21 protein-coding genes are annotated in these 25,715 nt (G+C 65.0%); 5 read left to right on the plus strand and 16 right to left on the minus strand.

The features are described from left to right. Positions 1 to 18: 18 nt before the first annotated feature. On the minus strand, positions 19 to 423 hold the full coding sequence (locus ACZ9A3_RS10420; protein WP_195884068.1) for a DUF2251 domain-containing protein: 405 nt from the start codon (positions 421 to 423) through the stop codon (positions 19 to 21). Between the two features lie 190 nt (positions 424 to 613). On the opposite strand from ACZ9A3_RS10420, the gene ACZ9A3_RS10425 reads away from it, so the two are divergent. Beyond that, entirely contained in the window at positions 614 to 931 is a 318-nt protein-coding gene (locus ACZ9A3_RS10425) for a hypothetical protein (RefSeq protein ID WP_093382978.1), read from the plus strand. Between the two features lie 7 nt (positions 932 to 938). On the opposite strand, the gene ACZ9A3_RS10430 is transcribed toward ACZ9A3_RS10425, so the two are convergent. Further along, on the minus strand, positions 939 to 2,555 hold the full coding sequence (locus ACZ9A3_RS10430) for an ATP-binding response regulator (protein ID WP_258597724.1): 1,617 nt from the start codon (positions 2,553 to 2,555) through the stop codon (positions 939 to 941). 114 nt (positions 2,556 to 2,669) lie between these two features. On the opposite strand from ACZ9A3_RS10430, the gene ACZ9A3_RS10435 reads away from it, so the two are divergent. Then, a complete protein-coding gene (locus ACZ9A3_RS10435; RefSeq protein WP_045200862.1) occupies positions 2,670 to 3,284 on the plus strand; it encodes a LuxR C-terminal-related transcriptional regulator in 615 nt (204 codons plus the stop codon). Between the two features lie 129 nt (positions 3,285 to 3,413). Continuing rightward, positions 3,414 to 5,180 (plus strand): GMC oxidoreductase, encoded by a 1,767-nt coding sequence (locus tag ACZ9A3_RS10440; protein WP_045200864.1) that lies wholly within the window; start codon positions 3,414 to 3,416, stop codon positions 5,178 to 5,180. Positions 5,181 to 5,257: 77 nt separating this feature from the next. Here the strand turns inward: ACZ9A3_RS10440 and ACZ9A3_RS10445 are convergent, their stop codons facing one another. The 7 genes from ACZ9A3_RS10445 to ACZ9A3_RS10475 all read right to left on the minus strand — a co-directional run bounded on the left by ACZ9A3_RS10445 (position 5,258) and on the right by ACZ9A3_RS10475 (position 16,259). Beyond that, entirely contained in the window at positions 5,258 to 6,904 is a 1,647-nt protein-coding gene (locus ACZ9A3_RS10445) for a fatty acid--CoA ligase (RefSeq protein ID WP_045200866.1), read from the minus strand. Between the two features lie 11 nt (positions 6,905 to 6,915). Next, complete coding sequence (locus ACZ9A3_RS10450) at positions 6,916 to 8,688, minus strand: acyl-CoA dehydrogenase C-terminal domain-containing protein (RefSeq protein WP_476252543.1); 1,773 nt, start codon at positions 8,686 to 8,688, stop codon at positions 6,916 to 6,918. After that, complete coding sequence (locus tag ACZ9A3_RS10455; RefSeq protein ID WP_258597730.1) at positions 8,681 to 11,155, minus strand: efflux RND transporter permease subunit; 2,475 nt, start codon at positions 11,153 to 11,155, stop codon at positions 8,681 to 8,683. The genes ACZ9A3_RS10450 and ACZ9A3_RS10455 overlap by 8 nt, the downstream gene beginning before the upstream one ends. A 15-nt stretch (positions 11,156 to 11,170) precedes the next feature. Continuing rightward, positions 11,171 to 12,247, minus strand: coding sequence for a WD40/YVTN/BNR-like repeat-containing protein (locus tag ACZ9A3_RS10460; protein WP_258597731.1), 1,077 nt, complete (start codon positions 12,245 to 12,247; stop codon positions 11,171 to 11,173). Between the two features lie 32 nt (positions 12,248 to 12,279). Continuing rightward, positions 12,280 to 13,638, minus strand: coding sequence for a DUF1329 domain-containing protein (locus tag ACZ9A3_RS10465; RefSeq protein ID WP_195884074.1), 1,359 nt, complete (start codon positions 13,636 to 13,638; stop codon positions 12,280 to 12,282). A 21-nt stretch (positions 13,639 to 13,659) separates the two neighbouring features. Then, a complete protein-coding gene (locus ACZ9A3_RS10470) occupies positions 13,660 to 15,615 on the minus strand; it encodes a DUF1302 domain-containing protein (protein WP_213601241.1) in 1,956 nt (651 codons plus the stop codon). Between the two features lie 74 nt (positions 15,616 to 15,689). Then, positions 15,690 to 16,259 carry an RBBP9/YdeN family alpha/beta hydrolase gene (locus ACZ9A3_RS10475; protein ID WP_093382932.1) on the minus strand — a complete coding sequence of 190 codons (570 nt, stop codon included), beginning with the start codon at positions 16,257 to 16,259 and terminating at the stop codon, positions 15,690 to 15,692. A 275-nt stretch (positions 16,260 to 16,534) separates the two neighbouring features. Between ACZ9A3_RS10475 and ACZ9A3_RS10480 the strand changes: the two genes are divergently transcribed. Further along, entirely contained in the window at positions 16,535 to 17,545 is a 1,011-nt protein-coding gene (locus ACZ9A3_RS10480; RefSeq protein WP_476252544.1) for an AraC family transcriptional regulator, read from the plus strand. 70 nt (positions 17,546 to 17,615) lie between these two features. Here the strand turns inward: ACZ9A3_RS10480 and ACZ9A3_RS10485 are convergent, their stop codons facing one another. The 7 genes from ACZ9A3_RS10485 to ACZ9A3_RS10515 all read right to left on the minus strand — a co-directional run bounded on the left by ACZ9A3_RS10485 (position 17,616) and on the right by ACZ9A3_RS10515 (position 23,941). Continuing rightward, a complete protein-coding gene (locus ACZ9A3_RS10485) occupies positions 17,616 to 18,626 on the minus strand; it encodes a YeiH family protein (RefSeq protein ID WP_045200880.1) in 1,011 nt (336 codons plus the stop codon). Then, positions 18,623 to 18,949: a Rieske (2Fe-2S) protein gene (locus ACZ9A3_RS10490; protein ID WP_476252545.1), complete on the minus strand. Its 327-nt coding sequence runs from the start codon at positions 18,947 to 18,949 to the stop codon at positions 18,623 to 18,625. Before ACZ9A3_RS10490 ends, ACZ9A3_RS10485 begins: the two co-directional genes overlap by 4 nt. Continuing rightward, entirely contained in the window at positions 18,946 to 19,599 is a 654-nt protein-coding gene (locus ACZ9A3_RS10495) for a DsbA family oxidoreductase (protein ID WP_093382924.1), read from the minus strand. The genes ACZ9A3_RS10490 and ACZ9A3_RS10495 overlap by 4 nt, the downstream gene beginning before the upstream one ends. Further along, the gene (locus tag ACZ9A3_RS10500) at positions 19,596 to 20,876 is read right to left on the minus strand and encodes an MFS transporter (protein WP_045200886.1); all 1,281 of its coding nucleotides are present in this window, start codon (positions 20,874 to 20,876) and stop codon (positions 19,596 to 19,598) included. The genes ACZ9A3_RS10495 and ACZ9A3_RS10500 overlap by 4 nt, the downstream gene beginning before the upstream one ends. A 124-nt stretch (positions 20,877 to 21,000) precedes the next feature. Beyond that, positions 21,001 to 22,053 (minus strand): beta-keto acid cleavage family enzyme, encoded by a 1,053-nt coding sequence (locus ACZ9A3_RS10505; RefSeq protein ID WP_045200889.1) that lies wholly within the window; start codon positions 22,051 to 22,053, stop codon positions 21,001 to 21,003. A 45-nt stretch (positions 22,054 to 22,098) separates the two neighbouring features. Next, on the minus strand, positions 22,099 to 22,947 hold the full coding sequence (locus ACZ9A3_RS10510; protein ID WP_045200891.1) for a TauD/TfdA dioxygenase family protein: 849 nt from the start codon (positions 22,945 to 22,947) through the stop codon (positions 22,099 to 22,101). Between the two features lie 13 nt (positions 22,948 to 22,960). Next, positions 22,961 to 23,941 (minus strand): quinone oxidoreductase family protein, encoded by a 981-nt coding sequence (locus ACZ9A3_RS10515; protein WP_045200893.1) that lies wholly within the window; start codon positions 23,939 to 23,941, stop codon positions 22,961 to 22,963. 188 nt (positions 23,942 to 24,129) lie between these two features. Between ACZ9A3_RS10515 and pdxR the strand changes: the two genes are divergently transcribed. After that, positions 24,130 to 25,626 (plus strand): MocR-like pyridoxine biosynthesis transcription factor PdxR, encoded by a 1,497-nt coding sequence (pdxR, locus tag ACZ9A3_RS10520; protein ID WP_476252546.1) that lies wholly within the window; start codon positions 24,130 to 24,132, stop codon positions 25,624 to 25,626. The last annotated feature ends 89 nt before the right edge of the window (positions 25,627 to 25,715 follow it).

Raw genomic sequence — 25,715 nt, forward strand, 5'->3', positions numbered from 1 at the left:
GAGTTATATATTCACGCCTCAGGCAAACAGCTTGAGTACGTCTTCCTGCCACTCATGCCCCTGCAGCGACCAGCCCTTCCCCACAGACGGCGGAAAGCCGGAATGGCAGTAACCCTGCTTGCCGGTAAAATCAAACACGGCATGGGGATACTCATTGATCAGCAGCACCGCCTTGCTGTGGTCCATGGACCAGCCGATCTTCACTGTCGAGGGCTTCTCCCGGTCGGAGATATCCTCGACGTTATAGATATGCAGCGCATCCTGGATCGGGTTGTCACTGGCACTGCTGTCCAGGGCGTAGAAATAGGCGGTATTTTCATCGTCCTCGAAGACCACGACAAAAGGCCCCTCCTGCGCCGGTGCCTCGATGACGGTGGCGTGTCCTACGTTCAGCTGTTGCTCTGCTGCGAGATAAATGGGCATGCGGATATCCTTGTCACAACGATAGATAAAAAATTATATCAATATGCCATTAGCCCATTTGTGCTAATCGACCCCCCTCCTCCCTGGCGCTATATTCCCCGGCAACCCCCAGTGTTCCCCAACGCCGCGCCTATGCGGCGTGCGGGATCGTTGTGCCGGTAAAACAGAACAACACCAAGGAAGATGCACCATGAAATCAGCATTCAGCAAGATCACCCTGCTCAGCGCCCTGCTGGTCGCCGTCGCCGGTTGCCAGACCATGAAACCCAACGAAGACCGTCTCAAGTCCACCGCGCAAACCACCATCGGCGAGCCGGTGACGAAGATTTCCAACGTGCGCAGCGACCACAGCTCCACTTACTACATCGCCAGCACCGCATCGGGTGACTACAACTGCGAGCTGCCAAGCGGCGTGATGATCGGGATCGCCTCGATGGGCATGGGCATGGGCGCGCAATGCTACAACAAGAACAGTGGCCGCCCGCAAAATCCGCTGCAACGCTACTGATTCCAGGCTAAACCGCCGCTGCCGAGGCCTCGCGCAACGCCCTCAAGGTAGCGCGCAGCTCGGCCGGGCGCACCGGTTTGGACAGGATCGCGATCTGGCGGTCGTGCAGGGCCGCCTGGATCTTCTCCACTTCGTGGCCGGTAAGAATCAGCGCCGGCACCGCCCTGCCCCGTTGCGCCCGTAGCTCATCGATGCACTCGATGCCGGTGGCGTGGTTGCCCAGGTCATAGTCGGCGACGATGATGTCGCAGTCGCTGGCCAGGTCCTTGCCGCTCAGTTCGGCCTGGACGTCACAGCCCCAGCGCTCGAGCAAGGCCTTGGTGGCCAGCAGCACGTTGCGATCATCCTCCACCAAGCAGACTTTCAAACCGGTCAGCAGGCCGACCTGGCTCGGGTCTTCACGGTAGGCCTGGCGCTTGGGCGCGGAAATTTCGCGCAAACCTTCAAGGCTGACGGCCGTGCCATGGCCCACTCGCGAACGTATCGTCACCTGCATGCCCATCATCTGCCCCAGGCGCCGGACAATCGACAGGCCCAGGCCCACGCCCTCGATGTCCTTGTCGCGCAACTGGCGCACGCGGTAGAACTCTTCGAAAACCTTCGGCAGTTCCTGCGCCTCGATGCCGCTGCCCTGGTCATAAATGACAATGGCCAGGCCCTCGCCACGCTTGCGCACGCCGATCAGCACCGGGCGCTGCGGCGCGTACTTGAAGCAGTTGGACAGCACGTTCTGGACCATGGTCGCCAGCAGCGCCGGGTCAATCTGCACCCAGTGCGCGCAGGCCCGCAAGCGCAGCTCAACGCCTGCCCAGCGCGCCGCCTCGGCGTTCTGACGCAGCAGGTCGTGGAGGAACTCGCCCAGTTGCACAGGCTGCAGGCGCGGCTGCAGGCGGCCGTTGTCGAGGGTGTAGAGGTCGAGGATCGAGCGAAACAGCTGCGAGACGTTGAGCAACGAGCGGTCGATGTTGTCGACCAGCCGGCGTTCTTCATCGCCCAGGCGCGCCTCGCGCAGGCAGGCAGTGAACAGGCCGATGGAATGAATGGGCTGGCGCAGGTCGTGGCTGGCCTGGGCCAGAAAGCGCGATTTTTCCAGGTTGGCGGCGGTGGCCTCCTCCGAAGCCTTGCGCGTACGTTCAAGCAACAGGTGCGCGTACATGGGGATGACCGTGCTGGTGATCATCAGCATCAGCACCATGAACGGTTGCGCCTGCCAGTACGGCGTCAGGCGGTAGACGCACAGCAGCGCCAGCAACGCCAGGGCGGTGGCGATCGCCAGGTAGCGCGAGCCGAAGCGCATGCCATTGCCCAGGTTGACCCAGACCATCACCGCGTACAGCGGCAACGCCGCCTCGCCGCCCACCACCAGGCCGAAACAGGTACCGGTGTAGTCCTGGACCATGCTGAAAATGCGCCGCGCCGGGTACACCCCCGGCCAGCGCACGATAACCTGGCGTATAACCACCGACAGCAGCAGGAACAGGATGATGTAGATCACGATCGGCCGGTAGGTTTCAAAATGCTGCCCGGGCAGAAAGCCCAGCACGCTGATATAAACCACGGCAATACAGGCGACAATGATGCGCAGGTTAGCCTGGTCGAGCTCGGAGTTTTTCTCGAACTTCATCGGAACATCCTTGTGCGACAGTCGTCATATCCAGCATGAACACCGGGCGGTGCCCGTACCCGGTGGTAAAGTAGCACGTCCGAAAGGAACGCCAGGCCCAGGGAGGCACTCACCATGGCATGCCGGATCATCATAGCCGACGACCATCCGCTGTTTCGCGAAGCGATGCTGCGTACGGTCCAGCGCCTGCTGCCCGATGCCCGGAGCGAAGAGGCCGGTGATTTCGACACGGTGCTCAAGCTGGTCGCCAACGGTCCGGAACCGGACACCCTGATCCTCGACCTGCGCTTCCCGGGGCTGACCTGCATCAGCCAGCTGGTCGAGCTGCGTCAGCAATTACGGCGCACCACCTTGATCGTGGTATCGATGGTCGATGACGAGGAACTGATCGGCGAGGTCATGGCCGCCGGCATTGACGGCTTCATCGGCAAGAACATCGCCCCGGACGAGATCGGCCAGGCGATCCTGGCCATCCGTGAAGGTGAAGTGCTGGTGCGTTTTGCCCCCTCCGGGCTCCTGCCGCTGGACAGCAGCGCCGTCGCCACAACCCTGACCGCACGCCAGCAAGAGGTGTTGCGCCTGATCGCCCAGGGCAAGACCAACAAGGAAATCGCCCGCGCGCTGGACATCTCGCCGTTTACCGTGCGCATTCATGTGTCGTCGTTGCTGCGCACCCTCAATGTGCCGTCGCGGGCGGCGGCAGCGGTGAAGTATTCCGGGGTTGCCTGAGGCCCGCGGCTCCCCCGACCAAGTGATCTTGAATTGCCACTTCGCTCTGCTAGCGTTAGCAGCGCAGCCCCCCGGCTGCACGCTGCACAAGGACGATAGACCCTCTGCCAACAATGATTGGAGGCAACAATGAGCGCAGTCACCAGTTCGACCAACTTCGGTCACGGCTACCCTACCCCCGGTCCGCAGACACCCAACGCCCAGAAGGTGCTGGACCACGTGTTCTTTCTCTCCGAATCGGCCTGGAAGCAGGTCCGCGAAGAAGAACAGTTCGATTTCATCATCATCGGCACCGGCTTCTGTTCCCTGGCCTTCGCCGAACGCATCCTCGAAAGCCAGCCCAAGGCGCGGATCCTGATGGTCGAGCGCGGGCCGTTCTTCCTCCCCGAGCACTTCCAGAACCTGCCGATCCCTTATCAGAAAACCCTCGGCGGCTTCTCCGAAACCTTCCCCTGGACCCTCTCGGCGCGTACCGCCAGCCAGCCACCGGGCAACATCGGCTGGCAGCACGGCATGGTGCCGTTCTTCGGTGGCCGAAGCATCATGTGGAGCGCCTGGTGCCCTCGGCCGACCAAGGAGGAAATGGCCTACTGGCCCGAGCAGACCATCGCCGCCGCCGAGGCCCGCTTCGAGTCGGCCGAAAAGCTGCTCAACGTCATCCCGGCCGACAAGATCGACACCCAGCTCGACCCGCAGGTGCGCGCCCATGTCACCGAGCAACGCCCGGTCTACGGCACCCTGCAGCTTGAGCTGCAAAACATGCTCGAGCACAACATCGGCAAGATCGACTCGGCCACCCGCTGGTTGTCGGCGCCCCTGGCCGCCGCGGCCGATCGCGCCGGTGGCGTGGACTTTGCCAAGTTCTCGACCCCGGCGGCAATCATGGAGCTGGCCGGCAAACAGGCCGACCGCGCCGCTGCCGGTACTGGCAGCCCGCTGCGGATCATCACCGAGTGCATCGTCGAGCGCATCCACCAGCAGGATGGCGCGGCCACGGCGCTACAAACCTCGCGCGGGGTGATCAACATCGGCAACGCCAAGCTGATCCTGGCCATGGGCACCCTGCCGCCGGCGACCTTGCTGATGAACTCGTTCCCGCAAATCAAACGTGCCGGCGATCGCTTCACCGCCCACTTCATCACCTCGGTGGTGGCGCGGGTGCCGCGCAAGGACTACCCGTTCGCCGACAAACTGGCCGAGCTTGAGCTCGCGGCCATTTACCTGGCCGGCAAGAACAAGCAAAGCGGCATGCAGTACCACGTGCAGTTGTCGGTGCTGTCAGACCGCAAACCTGCAAAGAACGCGCAGAAAGCCGCGCGTTATATGCCGGACGTGGTCGCCACGGCGTCGATGGCGCAACTGGAATCGTCGAAGGACCATCTGGTGTTCGTTTGCGCCGTGCTTGGCGAGATCGACTTCCGAAACCCCGACAACCACTTCCACCTCAACGACCAGGCCGACCCGACCACCAACGTCAACCTGCAGGTGCTGGCCAGCAAAACCGACCAGCAAACCTGGGACACCATGGACGAAGGCACTTTCCAGATGATGGAGCGGGTGTTCGCCCCCGAAGGCAAGGTCGAGTACTGGCACGGCGACCCGAACCTGGGCCACTGGACTGGCGAACGGCCGAGCATTCCTGAACGGCGGGTGGCCGGGCTGGTGCACGAGGGCTCGACCCTGTGGATCGGCGACAAGGACGAAGGCGTGGTTGGCCTGGACTACCGTCCCCATGGCGTGGAGAACGTCTACGTCACCGGCGGTGCGCTGTGGCCGGCCAGTGGTTCGTGGAACCCGACCATGACCATGGTTGCCCTGGCCCAGGATCTTGCCGACCAGCAACTGGACAGCGTCAACACCCCCACCCCGCCCACCTCGGACCTCACTGAAGTCTGACAGGTAGCAGCGGGCTTGCCCCGCGATGAGGCCGGTCAAGCCCATCGCGGCGCAAGTCGAATGCCCACTTGCTTTACTCAGACGCCACAATGGCTCTGGCGAATCAGCTTCTTGTTGATCTTGCCGACGCTGGTCTTGGGAATTTCGCTGACAAAGCGCACCAGGCGCGGAATCGCCCATTTGTTCAGGCGCCCGCTGTCGACAAATGGCTGCAGGTGCCGGGCCAGCGCCGGCTGATCCAGCTCGACGCCGGCAACGCAGACCACCAGGGCCAGCGGCTGCTCGCCCCACTGCGCATCCGCCACCCCCACCACCGCCACCGAATCGACCCCGCTGTGCTGGCTGATCAGGCTTTCCAGCTCCACCGAGCTGATCCACTCGCCGCCGGTCTTGATCACGTCCTTGATCCGGTCGCGAATCTGCACCGCGCCGCGTTCATCGATGCAGGCCATGTCGCCGGTGTGCAGCCAGCCGCCGGCCCACAGTGCGGCGCCCTGCTCCGGTTCCTTGAGGTAACCCTGGGTCAGCCATGGCGCGCGCACGACGATTTCACCGAGGCTTGCGCCGTCGTGGGCCACGTCTTTGCCCTGTTCGTCGACGATGCGCAGGTCCACCAGCGGGATCGGCACCCCGGCGTTGATCCGCAACGGCAGTTGCGCCTGCATCGGCAACGCCAGGTCAGCGGCGCCAAGGCTGGTCACGCACAGCAGCGGGCAGGTCTCGGACATGCCATAGCCGCAGTGCACGCGAATGCCCCTGGCGCTGGCCCGCGCGGCCAGGCCCTGGGTTAGCGCGCTGCCGCCGAGCAGCATCTTCCAGCCGCTAAAGTCGGTGCGCTGGCCTTCGTCGCAATCGAGCATCATCTGCAACAGGGTCGGCACGCAGTGCGAGAAGCTCACCTGCTCTTCGCGCATCAGCCGCACCAGCTGGTTGGGCTCGTAGCGGCCGGGGTACACCTGCTTGATGCCCAGGGCCGTGGCCACGTAGGGCACGCCCCAGGCATGCACATGGAACATCGGCGTGATCGGCATGTACACATCGCCCGAGCGCAACAGCGGCTCACCGCCGCAGGCGGCGAAGGTGCCGAGTTCGTTGAGGGTGTGCAGCACCAGTTGCCGATGGCTGAAGTACACGCCCTTGGGGTTGCCGGTGGTGCCGGTGGTGTAGAACAGCGTGGCCACCGAGTTCTCGTCGAAATCGGCAAAGTCGAAGTGGCTGTCGGCACCGGCCAGCAGCGCTTCGTACTCGCCCAGCAGCGGCAGTTCCGTGTGCACTTCAGCGCCGTCACTCAGGCGCAGGTAACCCTTGACCGTCGGTAATTGCTCGCGCAACTGGGTCATCAGCGGCATGAAGTCGTCATGCACCAGCACCAGGTGATCCTCGGCGTGGTTCATGGTGTAGCGCACCTGCTCGGGCGACAGCCGTACGTTGACGGTGTGCAGCACGGCGCCGAGCATCGGCACGGCAAAAAAGCACTCCAGCGCGCGGTGGCTGTCCCAGTCGAGCAAGGCCACGGTGTCGCCAGGCTTGACCCCGGCAGCGCTCAGCACATTGGCCAGGCGCTGGATGCGTTCAAGCAAGGTGCTGTAGCTGTAGCGCAGCTTGTCGGCGTAGACGATCTCCTGGCCGGGCTGGTAGCGCACGCCCGACAACAGCAGGCGCTTGATCAGCAACGGGTAGCTGTAGGCGCCGGGCGCAGGTTCGATGATGCGGGTGCGGGTCATGGGCGTGTCCTTCACAGTTGCTCGGCCTGGAGCAGGAACAGGCTGTGGCTGCCGGCCTTGACACTGGCGCTGAGCGAATCGATGCGCGGCAGCAGGCGGGCGAAATAGAAGCGTGCGGTGCCCAGTTTGCTCTGGTAGAAGGCGCCGTGGTGCTGCATAGCGACATCGGCCATGCGCGTCCACAAATAGGCATACAGGGTGTAGCCGAACACCTGCAGGTACTCCACCGCCGCCGCGCCGATCTCCTCAGGGTTGCCCTGGGCGCGGTCGAGCACCCAGGCGGTGAGGTCGTCGAGATTGGCCAGCGCCAGCAACAGCGGGGTCTTGAACTCGGCGCGTGAGGCCGCCAGGGTCTGGGCGTAGGCCTTGATCTCCTGCGCAAGCGCCGCGTAGCTGCGGCCACCGTCGGCGACCAGCTTGCGCCCGAGCAGGTCCAGGGCCTGGATGCCGTTGGTGCCTTCGTAGATCTGGGTGATGCGGCAATCGCGAATCAGCTGTTCCTGGCCCCATTCGCGAATATAACCATGGCCGCCGAACACCTGCTGGCCGTGCACGGTGGTTTCCAGGCCCATGTCGGTCAAGAACGCCTTGGCCACCGGCGTCAGCAGCGCTACCCGCGCTTGCGCCTGGCTGCGCTCATCGGCATTTTCGCTGTACTTGGCCAGGTCCAGTTGCAGCGCCACATAGGTGGAGAACGCCCGCCCGCCTTCGTTCAACGCCTTCATGGTCAACAGCATGCGCCGCACATCGGCGTGCTCGATAATCGGGTCGGCCGCCTGCTGCGCGTTTACCGGGCCAGTGGCAGCGCGGCTTTGCAAGCGTTCGCGGGCGTAGGCCACGGCGTTCTGGTACGAGCGCTCGCCCAGGGCCAGGCCCTGGATACCGACGCCCAGGCGCTCGTAGTTCATCATGGTGAACATGGCATTCAGGCCCTTGTTGGCCTCGCCCACCAGGTAGCCGACGGCGCCGTCGAAGTTCATCACGCAGGTGGCCGAGGCCTTGATGCCCATCTTGTGTTCGATCGAGCCGCAGCTCACCGCGTTGGCCTCGCCCAGTGCGCCGTCCTCCTCCACCAGCAGCTTGGGCACCAGGAACAGCGAGATGCCCTTGGCGCCAGCCGGTGCGTCCGGCAGTTTGGCCAGCACTAGGTGAATGATGTTCTCGGTCAGGTCCTGTTCGCCGCCGGTGATGAAGATCTTCGTGCCCGTGACTCGGTAGCTGCCATCAGCCCGGGGTTCGGCTCGGGTACGGATCAGGCCCAGGTCGGTGCCGGCATGGGGTTCGGTCAGGCACATCGACCCCGACCAGCGCCCTTCGTACATGGGCGGCAGGTAGCGCGCCTTGAGCGCCTCGCTGGCGTGGTTGAGCAGCGACAGGCAGGCGCCGGCGGTCAGCATCGGGTACAGGGCGAACGACAGGTTGGCGGCGTTGAGCATCTCCTCGACCTGGGCGGCAATCACCTTGGGCATGCCCATGCCGCCATATTCACAAGCCCCGGCAACGCCGACCCAGCCGTCGTCGGCATAGTTGCGATAAGCCTGGGCAAAACCATCCGGGGTGCTCACCCGGCCCTCATGCCACTGGCAACCCTGCTCGTCGCCACTGCGGTTGAGCGGTGCCACCTGCCGGGCGATGAGCTTGCCGGCCTGCTCGAGGATGGCCCGCGCGGTGTCGGCATCGACCTGCTCGGCCAGGGCCGGAATGCGCGCCCACTGGCCAGGAATGTCGAACACTTCGTTGAACAGAAAATCCATGTCACGCAACGGCGGTAGGTAATCAGACATGCGATGAACACTCGGCTTTTTGGCTGTTAAGGTTCAGCCCCTCGACACTGCCGGGGCTGGGTGAAGGCGCCCGCGCCTGGCTGGCGGGCAAGAGGAAGTGCGACAGCGCCGGGATCAGCACCAGCGCGCCGAGCATGTTCCAGAGGAACATGAAGGTCAGCAGGATGCCCATGTCGGCCTGGAACTTGATCGGCGACCAGGCCCAGCCAACCACGCCGGCGGCCAGGGTGATGCCGACCAGGCCGACCACCCGCCCGGTAAAGGCCACGGCGTTCTTGTAGGATTGCGCCAGCGACAGGCCCTGGCGCTGGTAATGCAGCTGCACGCTGAGCAGGTACAGCGCGTAATCGACGCCAATGCCCACGCCCAGGGCGATTACCGGCAAGGTGGCGACCTTGACGCCGATGCCCATCATCACCATCAGCGCCTCGCAGAGTATCGAGGTGAGCATCAGCGGCAGTACCGCCACCAGGGTTGCGCGCCAGCTGCGAAAGGTGATCAGGCAGAACAGCGTCACCGCCAGGTACACCAGCAACAGCATGCTGCGGTTGGCCTCGCGCACCACGATGTTGGTCGCCGCCTCGATCCCGGCGCTGCCGGCCGCCAGCAGGAACTGGCGGTCCTCGCTGCTGTTGGCCTGGGCAAAGCGCTCGGCAATCGCCACCACCTGGTCGAGGGTGTCGGCCTTGTGGTCCTTGAGGTAGGCGATCACCGGCATCAGCGAGCAGTCGTTGTTGAACAGCTCCGGGGCGTTCACCGAGGCTTGCTGGGCGGCGTAGTTGAGCACGTCCTGGTTGCGCTGGATGCTGCTCAGCTTGGGGTTGCCCTCGTAGGTGCCGGCGGTTATCTGGCGCACCGCGTTGGTCAGCGACAAGGTGGTCTGCACCTGCGGGTTCTGTTGCAGCGCCCAGGCCAGGCGGTCGGCGAGCACCAGGGTCTGGTAGCGCAGGCAGCCTTCCGGGGCGGTCTTGATCATTACCGCAAAGGTGTCGCTGGACAGCGCGTAATGGCCGGTGATGTAGGCGTTGTCGCGGTTGTAGCGCGAGTCGGCGTGCAGCTCCGGGGCGCCGCTGTCGAGGTCGCCGATTTTCAGTTGCAGGCTCAGCCAGAAACCGCCGGCACCGAGCAAGGCGGCCACCAGCACGGCGCCGGTTGCCCACTTGCGTTCGGTGAAGCGATCGAGCAGGTCCCAGAGTTTGCCAAAGCCGCGATGCTCGGCGGCGCGCAGGTCGATACGCAAGGCCCGTTCAGCGGCCTTGCGCCCGACGCCGACATACGACAATGCCACCGGCATCAGCAGCAGCGAGGTGAAGATCAGCACCGCCACGCCAATGCTGGCGGTAATCGCCAGGTCCTTGATTACCGGGATGTCGATCAGCATCAGTACGGCAAAGCCCACCGCATCGGCCAGCAAGGCGGTGACCCCGGCGACGAACAAACGCCTGAAGGTGTAGCGCGCAGCGATCTGGCGGTGGGTGCCGCGGCCGATGTCCTGCATGATGCCGTTCATCTTCTGCGCCGCATGGGACACGCCGATGGCGAAGATCAAAAAAGGCACCAGGATCGAATACGGATCGATGGCATACCCCAGCCAGGCGACGATCCCCAGTTGCCAGACCACCGCCGTCAACGAGCACAGCACCACCAGCAAGGTGCTGCGCACGCAGCGGGTATAGAGGTAGATGATCAGCAGCGTGGTCAGCACTGCCAGGGCGAAGAACAGCATCACCTGCAGCAGCCCGTCGATCAGGTCGCCCATCAGCTTGGCAAAGCCGATCACATGCAGTTTGTAGACGCCGCCCGCTTCGTAGTGCGCGCGCAATTGCTCGAGCTTGACGGAGAACCCGTGGTAGTCGATGCCGGCACCGGTCGCCGAGGCCTGGTCGAGCAGCGGCACAATAAGCATGCTCGATGTAAAGTCACGGGCCACCAGGCTGCCGACGATGTTGGCCCGCTCGATGTTCTGCCGCAGTTGCTGGATATCGGCGGCCGAGCCCTGGTAGGCATCGGGCATCACCGGGCCGCCCTGGAAGCCCTCTTCGGTGACTTCGGTCCAGCGCACCGCCGGGCTCCACAGCGACTTCATCCAGGCGCGGTCGACACCTTGGCTCAGGAACAGCTCGTCGTTGATCTGGCGCAGGGTCTGCAGGTAGGCCGGGTCGAAGATATCGCCACGGGTGTTCTCTACCACCACCCGCAGGGAATTGCCCAGGCCGCGCAGCGCCTGGCGGTTGTCCAGGTAGTTGCGGATGTAGGGATGACTCTGCGGGATCATCTTCTCGAAGCTGGGCCGCAGCTCCAGGCGGGTCATGGCCATGCTGCCGAGCACCAGGGTAACCAGCAGCATGCACAGCATGAACGCCAGCCGGTGGTTGAACACCAGGCGTTCGAGGCGATTGCCGGAGCGTGCATCGAAGTCGCCGAGGTTGCGGATCACCGGCAAGGTGTCTTGTTGGATGTCGGCCATCAGGGTTTTCTCTTGTTATGGCTGCTGCGGTTGGTCGGGGGCCAGGGTGCGGATGCCGCGCTCACCGACCAGCACCAGCGCGGCGCCGCTATCAAAGGCTGCGCCGCTGACCGGCGCGCGCTGGGTTTGCGCCAGCGGGCTGAAGCTTGCGCCGTCATCGTTACTGACCAGCAGGTCGCCGGCCTGGCTGGCCAGCCAGAACCGCCCGCGGGCGTCGAGGCTGGCGGCGGTGATGCTGGTGTTCAGGTCGGTCTTGATCACTTGCCAGCCGGCACCGCCATCGGTGCTGCGCAGTACGTGGCCGCGCAACCCGTAGGCCAGCAGCGCCCCAGGCTTGCCAATGACGCCGAAATAACTGCCGGCATAGGGGGTGCTCAGGCGCTCGAAATGGTCGCCCGCAGCGCTCAGCTTGAGCAGCAGGCCCTGCTCGCCGCTGATGTACAGCGCGCCGTCGACGCTGGCCAGGCCGGTCAGGTGCAAGCCTTGCGGGTTGTCGCTGCGTTCCAGCCACGGCGTCCAGTGCTGGCCGCCGTCAACGGTGTGCAGCAGCAGGTTGAATACGCCCACCGCAAAGCCGTGCAGCGGGTCGCTGAACCAGACGTCGAGCAACGGCTTGTCGGCGCCCTCCGCGACCAGGCGCTCACCCTCGCCCACCCAGCGTGCCCATTGATCGCCGCCCGCTTGCGCCCGTGCCTGGTAATAAGCCAGCACCTGCTCGCCGAGCACCCGCCCGTCCAGCTGTTTTTCCCAGCGCTGGCCGCCATCGCGGCTGTGCAATATCACCCCGTCGTTGCCCACCGCCCAGCCCAGCTGCGCGGTGGCGAAGCTCACCGCATTGAGGTCGGCGCTGACCGGCACCTGCGCCTGTTGCCAGTGACTGCCCTGGTCATCCGAGTAGAGGATGTGCCCCCGTGGCCCCACCGCCACCAGGCGCGTGCCGGCGACGCTGACATCGCGCAAGGCGCTGGTGGCGGCCAGGGCGCTGGGCTGCGCCGGCAGGTCGAGCACGTCGACGTAAGGCTCGGCCCGGGCCGCGCCCTGCAGCGCGGCCCAGGCCAGCAGCATCACGCTGCAGCGTTTAAAAAAAGCCATCCCTGATCCTCCTCGGTGCGTGCTCGACAGGCTCAGCGAATGCCGGCCCCGGCCAGGGACTCGGGCGACCACTGGGTGCGCGACAGCGGCTCGATGTAGCGAATGCCGCCGTAGGCCCCGACCACACCATTGAGGTTGTAGGTGCCGCCGATCAGGTCGTAGATCATGAACGGCGTGGCATCCGGGGTCTGTTTGTCGTAGCTCTGGCTGAGGAAGGCGAAGCTGCCGCGGTACAGCTGGCCACGGGCGTCATACTGGTCTGAGGCCAGGGCGATCCAGCTGTCCTCGTCGAGGTAGAAGCGGCGCTTGTGGTAGATGTGCCGGGCGCCGTCCTTGAGCTTGCCTTCGACCACCCAGACCCGGTGCTTTTCCCAGCGCACGAATTGCGGCGCGAGGTGGTTGGCGGTGGTCAGTTGCTTGACGTCGGTGTTGTAGGTCAACCGGTAGGTGTTGTACGGCACGTACATCTCCTGCTTGCCGACCAGGGTCCAGTCGTAGCGGTCGAGGGCGCCGTTGAAGACGAACACGTCATCGTAGGTGCCCGAACCCGAGGTGCCCGGGTTGGGCGTGTCGTAGGCCAGGTTCGGCGCCAGCTTGACCCGGCGCTGGCCCGGCAGGTACTGCCAGGCGCTGCGTGGTTGCACCAGCGGGTTGGCGGCATCGCGCAGCATCATCGCTTCACCGGCGCGGCGGGCCGGCGCGGTGTAGGTGAGTTTCATCTGGTAGTAGGTGTCCTTGGCGCCGATCGGCTTGCTCATGTCCTCGTAGATCGGGTAGCTGATGTTGGCCTGGCCGGTGGTGCTCAGGGTGGCGTTGCCGGCGGCATCGACATTCCACGAGTCGTACTTGGCGGTCATGCTCACGCCCTGGTAGCGCAACAGGAAGTTCCACATGGCCTCGGCACCGCTCTGCGGAATCGGGAAGGGAATGCCCGGCAGCACATTGTCGACCGCGCTACCGCCCTCCTGGCTGCGCGCACCTACGGCGTTCTTCAGGGTGTTGTCGAGCACCGGTTGCGGCAGCGCCACGGTGCGATGAGTGGGATAGACATCGACGCGAAAACTGGGGAAGCGCTTGAGCAGTTCCTGGGTGGTGGCGGTCAGTTGAGCCTTGTACTGTTCGGCATTTTTGCCATCGATGACCAGCAGCGGTTGCTCGGCGGCGAACGGGTCCGGGCGCATGCTCGCACCGCTCTGGTATGCCGCTGGCGGGGTCAGCAGGCCGCCCTGGTAGGCGGGAATCGAGCCGTCGGCGTTGGCGGCCTTCTCTGCGCCTATCGGCGTCAGGCTGGTGCCCAGGCGCGCGGCCTGGTCGTTGGAGACGGCGGCATGGGCCGGGTTCAGGGCAGCCAGCGACAGGCACGTGGCCAACAGGGTGTGCACGTAGTTCATGTTGTTGTTTTCCTGTGTGACTCAGAAGGTGGTTTTCAGGGTCAGGTACAGCGCGCCACGGTCCTCGGTGGTGGCGGCACCGCCAGAGAACGCGGCGTAACCGCCGCCGTAGCAGGTGTAGTCCTGCTCGCCGTCCAGGGCGTTGGGGGTGCTGCCGTCGGTCTGGCCGTTGTTGCAGGACTGGGTCTTGCCGAAGCCATCGACGTACTTGAGGTCGACGAAGTACTGGTTGTAGATCGCCGCGCTCAGGCCCACGGCGTAGTTGCCGGTGTTCTCGGCGCCGCCGCCCTGCACCGGCGAAACGCCGTCCAGGCCGACGTTGATCGACAGCGGCATGCTCAGGTCCATGCCCGGCAACACCTGGTACCAGGTCGGGGTGAAGTTGACCGCGATGCCCCAGTTATCGCGGGTCGGCTGGTCGATGCCGCGGTAGCTGCTTTTACCCTTGTACAAGGCCGCGTTGTGGTTATCGAGCTTGAGCAGGTTGCTGTAGAACAGCTCGCCGAGCAGGGTCGCCGAGTCGAACAGCGGCGTATCGGCAATGGTCATCAGGCCGTTGAGGGTCCAGTGCAGGGTGTCGCCGGTGGCGCTCATGCTGTCGCCGTCGGACGGCGCTTCATAGACCACGCCACTGCTGGGCAAACGCGCCGGCAGCAGGCCGAAGCCGCCACCCAGGCCGGCCTGGCCCGGCGCACTGAGGATCGCCGGAATGCTCGCCAGGGGCATGTTGTGGCGGATGTTCAGGTCGCTGCCGACGCTGATACCGCCGACATCCTTGGACAGGCTCAGGCCGTAGATGTCGATGTTGTCGGCGTAGGCGAACTGGTAGGTGGCGCTTTGCAGCGAGTTGTAGAGGTTGCCGACCGCGCCCTGGGCACTGCCCGGCGGGCTGCCGAACGGGCCGTTGGCGACGGTCAGGCCGCGGGCGTCGAGCCAGGCCTGGGGCAGGATCTCCGAAGTCTTGCGGTAATACACGCCCAGGGTGCCGCCCAGCCATTCGGGCGACCACTTGGCCATCACCCCCCAGTCGCCGCGTTTGTCCGGGGTCAGGTCGTGGCCGCGGCGGATGTTGGTCAGCGCACCGCGCACCGGGATCAGCCCGGGCGTGCCGGTGTGGCCGAGCAGAAAGCTCTGTGCGCCCTCGCCCACCAGGTCCGAACCGCCGTAGTAGGTGCCGGCTTCCGGCAGCCGCGCGGCGTCCCAGTCGAGGAAGTACTGCGCGCCGATGGTCAGCTCGGGGTTGACCAGCAACGCCGCCGACAGCTGGTTGCGCGGCACGAACAGCTCCTTGGCTTCGGTGCCGGGTGAGGCGGCCAGCTTGGCCAGGTCCAGGCCAGACTGGCCGTAGCTCAGCGAATGCACCGGGTTGAGCAGGGTTTCGCCCCAGAACAGGTTGTGCTGGCCGAGCTTGGCGCTGATCTGCGAGGAGTCGCCCACTTCGCGACGCATGAACACGAAGGCATCCAGTACCTCACCGGACGGGCCGCTGTAGTAGCGCTGGGCATAGTTGCTCAGGTGCGGGCTGCCCAGCGGCACGCCGGTGCCGGGCAAGCCGTTGAGGCTGGGGTTGATGCCCGACTGGCCGCCGTTGCCGTTGACGAACGGGTTGGCGTTGGAGCCGGTGTTGTCGTAGGCCTTGTCGTACCAGCTGGCGGCGCTGACGCGAAAGCCCATGTTGCCCTGGTAGATCACGTCCAGCTCGCTGAGCAGGTCGATACGGTTGGTGACCGTGGTCCCGGCCTTGCGGAAGTTGTAGTCGCCGTCGTTGTTGTTGGGGGTTGCCAGCAGGCGCTTGTCAGCGCTTTCGGTGCGTACGCCGTAGTTGTACTTGACCGTGTTATCCAGGCGCACGGCCCAGTCTTCACTGCCGGTATCGAGCTCGAACGCCTGGGCGCCAGGCAGCGCCAGCAAGCCGATGGCGCAGGCGAGCAGGCAGCGCTGTGGCTTCACAGCACGGTGAATGCGAGGGTTGGACATCGCGATGGCTCCACTTATTGTTATTGTTGTTATCGCCGCCCGTCGAATGCGGGCGTGGTTCAAGCGTCCGTGCGTTACTGCAGGTCCAGGGCCTGGACCAGTTGTTCGGCCCGTGGCCAGGGGCCAAAGCCTGCGGCCGGGTTGAGGTGGCCGACAGCGCCCAGTTCCAGCAACTGGCTGCCCCAGTTGCGGGCCATGGCCCTGACCGCGTCGAGACTGGCTAGGTGGTCGTCGCTGCTGGCGGCGACGATGCTCGGGAACGGCAACGGCGTCATCGGCAGCGGGCTCCAGCCATTGGCGCGCAGGGTTTGCGGGCTTGGGTAGTGCGCCGGCCAACTGGCCGCAAGGTCCGGTGGCGCCGCCAGCAGCGCGCCCTTGATCGGCCGCTGGTAACGCGCCGCCCAGTGGGCAACCATCAGCACCCCGGCGCTGTGCGCCACCAGCAACACCTCGCCTTCAATCTGTTCAAGCGCACACTGGATGGCGTCGACCCGGGCGTTGCAGTCCAGTCCATCGACCTGCAGCGGCGCCAGCGTATGGACCTTGGCCAGGCGTTCGGCCAGCCGGGTCTGCCAATGCTCGGGCACATGCTCGCGCAGGCCGGGGACGATCAGGACAGTAGCGGTGGTATGCAGTTTTTCCACGTCGGCACCTAGGCTCAGGACAGTCCGCTCGCAGGTGATCCCGAGCGCTTGCACAGCCACAGTAATCAGCCCTCCCCGCTGGCGCTTTACATTGCGCGTCAGCGACTTTTCATTTGATGACAGGGTTTGTGGCGTATGTCCGAGTGGCCCGGGGGTGCGGGTCATCGGGCTTTTTTCAGCCGCCGAAAACGGCTTCTCATTTGGCGACACCCACGCTATAACGAATCACCCGCCATAGAAGCGGGGCGCCTGATGAATGCGTGGAAAACAATAAAATGACCGCCCTCGTACGTGCTGCAAGCCTGACCAACTACCTTGAGGTGTCCCGGCACCTGGGGCTCAACCCGCATGCCCTGCTGGCTCAGGTCGGCCTCAGCGCCAGCCTGCTCGACGACCCCAACCAGCGTATCGCGGTGTCCAGCGTGGTGACCCTGCTGGAGGAGTCGGCTCGGGTCAGTGGCTGCGAAACCTTCGGCCTGCGCATGGCCGAGCTGCGCCAGTTGTCGGATTTTGGCGAGATCAGCCTGCTGCTCAGCCACCAGCGCACCCTGCGCGACGCCCTGCAGGTGATCGTCCAGTACCGGCATTTGCTCAACGACGCCCTGGCCATTCATATCGAAGAAGCCGGCAAGACCGTGATCATTCGGGAAGAAGTGGTCACCGACCAGCCCCAGCGCGGGCGCCAGGCCACAGAGCTGGCGATTGGCGTGATGTTGCGCCTGTGCGCGGCCCTGCTTGGCGCCCACTGGCACCCGATCAGCGCCAACTTCACCCATGCGGCGCCGGCGGACCTGGCCATTCACCGGCGGATTTTTGGCTGCAAGCTGGTGTTTGGCAGCGAGTTCAACGGTATCGTCTGCCCGGCCGCCGACCTCGACACCGCCAACCCGCTGGCCAACCAGGCCATGGCGCGCCTGGCGCAGCGTTACCTGGACACCCTGCAGGCCAGTGGCAAGCTGTCGCTGGAACTGGAAATGCGCAAGACCATCTACCTGCTATTGCCCATGGGCCGGGCGACCATCGAGCAGGTGGCGCAAACCCAGGGCATGAACGTGCGCACCTTGCAACGGCGCCTGGAGGAATGCGGGGTGACCTTCAGCGATTTGATCAACGGCGTGCGCCGCGACCTGGTGATCCGCTACCTGGAAAACCCCAGCTATACAATGGGGCGCATCGCCGACATGCTCGGTTACTCAATGCCCAGCTCCTTTACCCGCTGGTTCATCGCCCAGTTCGGCATGCCGCCGGCCAGTTGGCGGGCGCAGCATGAGTGCCGGCAAGACTAGCCGGCGCTGTCAAACACGAGTGCTGCGCGCTTGGGTTCGGTGCATGCCAGTCCACTACTGGGGCAACCGTCTACAACCCCCAGTGCATCAATGCCAATACCAGCAGCACCAGGAACACCGTCTCCCCGACCATCAACGCAATCGGCTTGAAGCCCACCGCGGCCAGCTCTTTTAACTGAGTCTTCATGCCCAGGGCGCTGATCGCCACCACCAGGCACCAGCGCGACAGGTCGTTGACCCCGCCCTGCACCGCCGCCGACACCCAGCCGGTGCTGTTGATGCACGCCAGCAGGACAAAACCCACCGCAAACCACGGCAGTAACGGTGGCCGCTGCCCACCGGCATCACCGCCGGCGCGGCGGGTGATCATCGCCGCGCAGACAATCACCGGCAGCAACATGGCCACGCGCATCAGCTTGACCACGGTGGCAATGTCGCCGGTCTCGGTGGACATGCTGTACCCCGCGCCCACCACCTGCGCCACATCATGAATGGTCGCGCCGAGAAACACCCCGGCCTGTTGCGGCGACAGCTGCAGCCAGCTGGCAATCATCGGATAGAGGATCATCGCCAGGGTCGACAACGCCGACACGCCAATCACGGTAAACAGGGTGGCGCGCTCTTTTTGCGGGTGATGGGGCAAGGCCGCGGCCAGGGCCAGCGCCGCCGAGGCCCCGCAAATCGCCGTGGCACCACCGGTGAGCATGCCGAACAAGCGCTGAAAACCCAGGGCCCGTGCCGCCACCACCGAGACCAGGATGGTCACCACCACCAAAATCACCACCAGCGCTACCGGCTTCCAGCCAAGGCTGGCGATCTGGCCCAGGGTAATGCGCATGCCCAGCAGCGCCACACCCAGGCGCAATACCGTGCGTGCGGTGAATTCGATCCCGGCTTTGCAACGGCCATCGCTGGCCAGAAAGTTCAGCGCCATGCCCAGCAACAAGGCAAACAACATCACCGGGGCATCGTAATGCTCACTGAGAAAACTCGCCGCCGCCGCGGCAATCAGGCTGACGATAAAGCCCGGCGCCAGTTCCCGGGCGCGGTGGTTGGCGGCGGCAATTGCGACCACGCTCATTGGCCCGCCTCCTTGCTCGCCAGCACGATGAACAGCCGCCCATCCCGTTGCTCGACCGGGTAGCTGGCAACCTTGAGCTGCGTCGAGTTGAGCAGATAACCGCTGGCCAGATCAAAGCGCAGGCCGTGGGCGCAGCACTGGATCACCCGTCCGTCCAGGCGCCCGCCGCACAGCGAGGCGCCCTGGTGCGGGCAACTGTCGTCGATGGCGTAGAAGCTGTCGGCAACGTTGAACAGCGCCACGCTCCTGTCCGCCCATTCCAGCAACACCCGCCCGCCACGGGGCGGGACTTTGTCGGCCGGTACCGGATACACCCCGCTCATGCCGCCACCTCGTGTTCCAGGGCTTGGGCCATGGCCTGCAGCAACACCTCGACCGGCTGTGCCCCCGAGACCCGCAGACGCTGGTTGAAGCGAAAGCACGGCACGCCGTCGGCAGCCTGGTCGTTGGCGCCGATGAACGGGCTGGCATCGCCGCGCAGGCAATCGGCAAACCGCCCAGGCTCCAGGCCACAGGCGCTGGCGATATGCATCAAGGTCACCGGGTCACCCAAATCCTTGCCCTGCTGGAAGTAGCCGGCAAACAGCCTGGCCAGCAGCGCTTCGGCCTGCTGAGTCGAACCCAGCGCCACCGCGCGCTGCAGCAGGCGATGGGCGTCGGCGGTGTTGGGCATGCGGCTGATGCGGCTGAAATCGATCTCCACCCCTGCGGCCTTGGCGGCGCTGCGCACCTGCGCCTGGCGCAGGCGTACCGCCTCATCGCTGCCCAGGCGCTTGCGGTAAAAGGCCTCGAACGGCTGGCCGGTCCTGGCCATCTGCGGCAGTAATTGCACGCCGCGCAAGAGCAGCTTGACCTCGACCTCGGGCCGCTCGCGGCGCAGTTGTTCCAGCGCCCGCTGCAGATGCGCCTGGCCAATCAGGCACCAGGGGCAGATAAAGTCGAAGAACACTTCGATCGACAAAACGTGCTTCACGGATTCAACTCCAGGCGGGCCATGTCACGGTGGTAATGACGCTTGGCAATAAAGAACACCGCCGCCGCCGCGATGCTGATCAGCGGCACCAGCTGGAAGGCGGCCTGCAGGCCGATCAGGTCGGAGACGCGGCCGGTAATCAACGGCCCGGTCGCAAGCCCGAGCAGGTTGTTGGCCAGGGTCAGGGTGGCAAACGCGGTGCCGTGCACCGAGTAATGGGTCAGGTTGGCGACCATGGCGCTGGATGGGCCGTTGGTGCCGGCGGCAACCATCATCCCCAGGCAGATCAGCACCAGTTGCGCGGTGCCCGAGGGCAGCGCGAAGGCCAGCGACAGCAACAGGCAACTGCCCAGGCAATAACCGATGGCCAGGCTGATCTTGCGGTCCGGGCGCTGCCGGCCGAGGCGATCGCAAAGCATGGCGCAGAGGATCATGCCGATGCCGCTGCACAGCACGATGATGGCCGCGACCACGCCGGCCTGGTCGGTGCCCATGGCGTAGTAGCGGTTCAGATAGCTGGGCATCCAGACAATCACCGTGCCGCCGACGAACAGCTGCAGGCCACTGCCCACGTAAGCGGCGATCACCGAGCGGCTGCCGTACAAGGTGTGCAGTGGCCGGGCGATCTTGCAGGCGGCGGCATTGACCCGCTGCGGAGCGATCTTCGCCTCCTTGACGATCAGCGGGTACAGCAACGCCAGCAACAGGCCGAACAGGGCCATCGCGGCGAACGCCCAGCGCCAGCCAAAGTGCTGGGCCATCAAGCCGCCCAGGGCCATGCCCAGCACCGAGCCGAACATGCCGCCGGCCATGAAGGCCCCGGCCAGGGTCGCGCGCATGTCACGGGGGAACACCGCGACCACCACGGCAATGCCAACGCTGCCATAGGCGGCCTCGCCGACACCGACCAGAAAACGCGCGGCAAACATCTGCGGGTAGTTGTCGGCCAGGGCGCAGCCGAGGGTGGCCAGGCTCCAGAGTACGGCCATCAGCACCAGGCTGCGGATGCGCCCGAAGCGGTCGGCCAACAGTGACAAGGGGAAGGTCAGCAGCCCGACCATCAGCGCGACAATGCCGCTGAGCAGGCCCAGCTGGCTGTCGCTCAGGGCCCATTCGGCCTTGAGCAACGGGAAGACTGCGTTGAGTACCTGCCGCGACATGTAGTCGGAAATCAGCAGGCCAAAGGTCAGGGCAAAGACAATCCAGGCATATCGCCGGGAAATGCCTCGTGAAGTGTCGGCGCCATCGTCTGTGGCGCTGGCGAGATAGGCGGCCATGCTGCCTCCTTGGGGTTGTCTGGCATGAGACTTACTTATTGTTTTTATTGAAAAGCTGAAAAGCCCGACGGTCAGCGCTGTGGATCGCCGGCCCGGCACGTAACCACGTGCCGGGCCAGGCCAATCAGGCGCGCTGCGGCACACCCTTCTGGCCCGGCTGGCGGTTAGGCGCCATGCCGTTGGCCTTGAGGGTCTGCTCGATGCTGCTGTACTGCTCACCGATGCGGTAGATGGCCCGCGCTTCCTTGCCGTTGGCGATCTCACGGCCCAGTTCATGGGCCACGCGTACGGTCTGCTGGATTTGCTGCACCGAACCGAAGCGCTTGCCGTGCTGGTCGATGATGGTGTCTTCGTTGCCGCAACGCGGGTGCAGCCCCATGGCCAGGGCCATGGTGTTGAACGGCAGCACGTTTTTCAGCAGCGATTCGGCAGTCAGCGTGCAGCCATTGGGCGCACGGTGAATGAAGTTGAAGAAGTTGAACGGGTTGGGGCCGTCGAAGCCGCCACCAATGCCGATCCAGGTCAGGTTCAGCGGGCCCATGTAGTCGCCCTTGCGCACGATGCGTTCGAGGGTTTCCAGGGCGTGCATGCCGGTCAACTGGAAGTGCGGCTGGATGTTGCTGGCCTGCAGGCGGCGCAGGTGTTCGCGCACCCAGGCCGGGCCGGCCGGCACGGTCATTTCGCTGTAAGCGGCGTGGATCGCCGGATGGGCCAGGGAGGTGCCCTCCAGGTACTCCGGGTACAGCAGCTCCATGATGTTCATCTGCGTGGTGTTGATCGCCACGGTGACCTGGTCGGGCTTGGGCGTAAGCTCGGCGAGCATGTGCCGGGTGTCATCGGACAACCACTTGGCCGCCTCGCCGTCGCTTTCCGGGGCGAACGAGATCGAGCCACCGACCTGGATGATCATCTCCGGCACCGCTTCGCGCACGCCGGCAATCAGTTCGTTGAACTTCGACAGGCGCTTGGAGCCCTTGCCGTCCAGCTCGCGCACGTGCAGGTGCAGCACCGTGGCGCCGGCTTCATAGCAGTCGACTGCCTTTTGCACCTGCTCGTCCATGGTCAGCGGGATGTCTTCGGGAAAGTCCTCGGGCATCCACTCCGGGCCATAGGGGGCCACGGTGATCACCACCTTTTCCATGTTTTCCGGGTGCAACGAATCGTCGAAGAATTGCATGCTGTAGTCCTCGGTCTTGTTATTGTCCTGGGGTGTTGCTGGCCTTCAGAAGGTGCGCTCGCCCTTGATGCCGGCGCGCTCCATCTTGCGGTGGCACGCTGGGTAGTCCATCACCGCGTAATGCTGGGTGCTGCGGTTGTCCCAGATCGCCACGCTGTTGGGTTTCCAGCGCCAGCGCACCTGGTACTCGGGCAGGTAGGCCTGGCTGATCAGGTAGCGCAGCAGGTCACTGGCACCGGGGTTGGCGTCCTGGCCGAAACGCACTCGCTGCGGGGTGTGGTAGTTGCTGAAGTGGGTGGTGAAGGCATTGACGAACAGCACCGGCTCGCCGGTGTCCGGGTGGGTGCGCACCACCGGGTGCTCGGCGTCGGGGAACTGCGCCTTGAGCGCCAGGCGTTTTTCCAGCGCCATCGCCGCGCCAAAACTGGCTTCGATGCTGTGCCGGGCGCGCAGGCCCTCGATCCGCGCCTTCACGTCATCCGGCAGGTTCTGGTAGGCCAGCGCCATGTTCGCCCACATGGTGTCGCCGCCCACCGGCGGGCACTCCACACAGCGCAGCACGCAACCCATGGGCGGCGCCTCGCGCCAGGTGGCGTCGGTGTGCCAGGCGTTCTCGTAGCGATCGGCCGGCTGGTCCGGGCGCTTGTAGATCTGCACCAGGCCCGGGTGCTCGGGGTCGCTGCCGGCCACCGGGTGGTCTTCCAGCTCGCCGAAGCGCTGGGCAAAGGCCACATGCTCGGCGCGGCTGAAGGTCTGATCGCGCAAGAACAGCACCCGGTGCTTGAGCAACTGCGCACGCAGCTGCTCGAACAGGTCGTCGTCATCAATTGCATCTGCCAGATTGACCCCGGTGATTTCGGCACCGATGGCGCAGGTCAGTTGTTCGATGTGCATGCTGTTGCCCTCTTCAGATGACGAAGATTGACGAGCCGGTGGTTTTGCGCGCTTCCAGGTCACGGTGGGCCTGAACCGCATCCTGCAAGGCGTAGTGCTGGTTGATCTCGATCTTGATCCGCCCGCTGCTGACATGCTCGAACAGCTCGCCGGCCAGGTCCGCCTTCTCCGCCGGGTCGGCGATGTAGTCGGCCAGGGCCGGGCGGGTCAGGTGCAGCGAGCCCTTGATCGCCAGGATCTGCGGGTCGAACGGCGGGATAGTGCCCGAGGCGGTGCCGACGCAGACCATCAGCCCGCGGCGCTTGAGCGAATCGAGCGAGGCCATGAAGGTGCTCTTGCCGACGCTGTCGAACACCACGTTGACGCCAACCCCGTCAGTCAGCTCGCGCACGCGCTTGGCGACGTCTTCATGGCTGTAGTTGATGGTGTGGCTGCAGCCATGGGCGCGGGCCACTTCGGCTTTGGCGTCGGTGGACACCGTGCCGATCACCGTCAGCCCGAGCAGGCGCGCCCACTGCGAGACAATCAGGCCGACACCGCCGGCGGCGGCGTGCAGCAGCACGCTGTCACCCGGCTTGAAGTCATACAGGCGGCGCATCAGGTAGGCCGAGGTCAGGCCGCGCATGGTCATTGCTGCGGCGGTTTCGAAGGCGATGGTTTCCGGTAGCTTGATCAAGGCTGCCGCCGGAATCAGCCGCTCGGTGCAATAGGCGCCCAGGGTGTTGAGAAAACCGGTGTAGGTCACCCGGTCGCCCACCGCCACCTGGGTCACGCCCTCGCCCACCGCCTGCACCACCCCCGAGGCCTCGACGCCCATGCCGCTTGGCAGCGGGATCGGGTAGGTGCCGTTGCGAAAGTAGGTGTCGGCGTAGTTCAGCCCCACCGCCACCTGGCGCAGGCGAACCTGGCCCGGGCCCGGCTCGCCGACCTCGGCGTCCTCGTAGCGCAGGACCTCGGGGCCACCGGTTTCATAGAAGCGTACGACTTTGGCCATGCATGTCACTCCAGTCATCCTGACGCCGTGCGTCAATTCTTGTTGACTGGACTCTATGCCCTACGCCAGGCAGGTGCTTCGCATCGGACGACAAGCTGTTTTCATTTGATGACAAGCGCCCTGGGCTGGCCGCCTGGCGGGCTTTCTCGTAGCATGTCCAGGCCCTTCCTAGTGTCTGCGAGAGCTCGATGAAGTCCCCCGCCGGTTTGCTGTTTGCAGGTATCGACCTCGATCGCGACAGCGCCACCCCGCTTTATCGCCAGCTGTACCTGCAGATCCGCAAGCAGATCCTCACCGGCCGTCTGCAAGGGGGCATTCGCCTACCGTCGACGCGCACCTTGAGCCAGGAATTGCAGGTTTCGCGCATCACCCTGCTCAATGCCTTCGACCAGCTGATTGCCGAGGGTTTCCTGGTCTCGCGCACCGGCGCTGGCACCTATGTCGGTGATGAGTGGCAGCGCAGTACCGATGCCGAGCCGTCAGCACCTGCGCCGCCCAAACTGTCGGACCTGACCCAGACGATGCTGTCGCTGCGCAGCGATCATTTTCGCGGGGTGTCCTACGCCCATTGCGGCGATCAGGCGCCGATCTCGTTCCTGCCCAGCCATGGCGCTTTCGAGGCCTTTCCCCAGGCATTGTGGAAACGCCTGCTCAACCGCCACGGCCACAAGCCGAGCAAGGCCCTGCTCGGTTATGGCGAGTTGCAAGGCCTGCAGACGCTGCGCCAGGCCATTGCCGAGTACGTCTTCGACGCCCGCGGTATCGATTGTAACGCCGGGCAGGTGGTGATCGTCTCCGGCGCCCAGCAGGCCTTCAACCTGCTGGCGATGCTGCTGCTCAACCCCGACGAGCCACTGTGGATGGAAGACCCGGGGCATATCGCCGCGCGCATCGCCTTTCAGGCCCACGGCTGCCGGGTGGTGCCGGTGCGCGTCGATGACCAGGGTATCGACGTGCAACAGGGTATTCGTGATTGCCCCGAAGCGCGCCTGGCCTTCACCACCCCGTCGCGCCAGCACCCGCTGGGCATGACCCTCAGCCACAACCGGCGCCTGGCGCTGATTGCCTGGGCGGCTGCCAGCGGCAGCTGGATCATTGAAGACGATTGCGACAGCGAGCTGCGCTACGCCGGTCGGCAGTTGCCGGCGCTGTATGCCATGGACCAGAGCGAACGGGTGATCTATGTCGGCACCTTCAGCAAGGTGCTGTTCCCCTCCTTGCGCCTGGGCTATGTGATTCTGCCCCAGGCCCTGGTCGAGCCGTTCTGCACCTTGCGCGCAGTGCTCGACCGCAGCCCGCCGACCCTGCTGCAGGCGGTGACCGCCGATTTCATGAGCGAAGGCCACTTCATTGGCCATATCCGCCGCATGCGGGCGCTGTACCAGGCCCGCCAGCAGTGCCTGCTCGAGGTGCTGCAGCGGCGCCTGGGCGGTTTTTTCCAGGTGGCCCCGGTCGAGGCCGGCATGCACCTGATCGCCTGGCTTGCGCCGCAGCTCGATGACCAGGCCCTGGCCCGGCAACTGGCCGAGCATGGCGTGCACACCTACGCCCTGAGCGACTACTGCCTGAACCGCTACTTGCCGCCGGCACTGTTGCTCGGCTTTGCCGGCACGCCACAGGACCAGGCCGAGGCCAAGGTCGAGGCGCTGGTCCAGGCGCTGCGGGCGATTGGCCACCGGGTCTGAAAGTGGCCTTATCAAATGATCCGTAATGGATCTATCGAGTGTTCCTTGCCGGCGCGATAAAGACGGCGCCGGTAGAACCGGTGCCCGCA

It is taken from the genome of Pseudomonas sp. TE4620 (assembly GCF_056279045.1).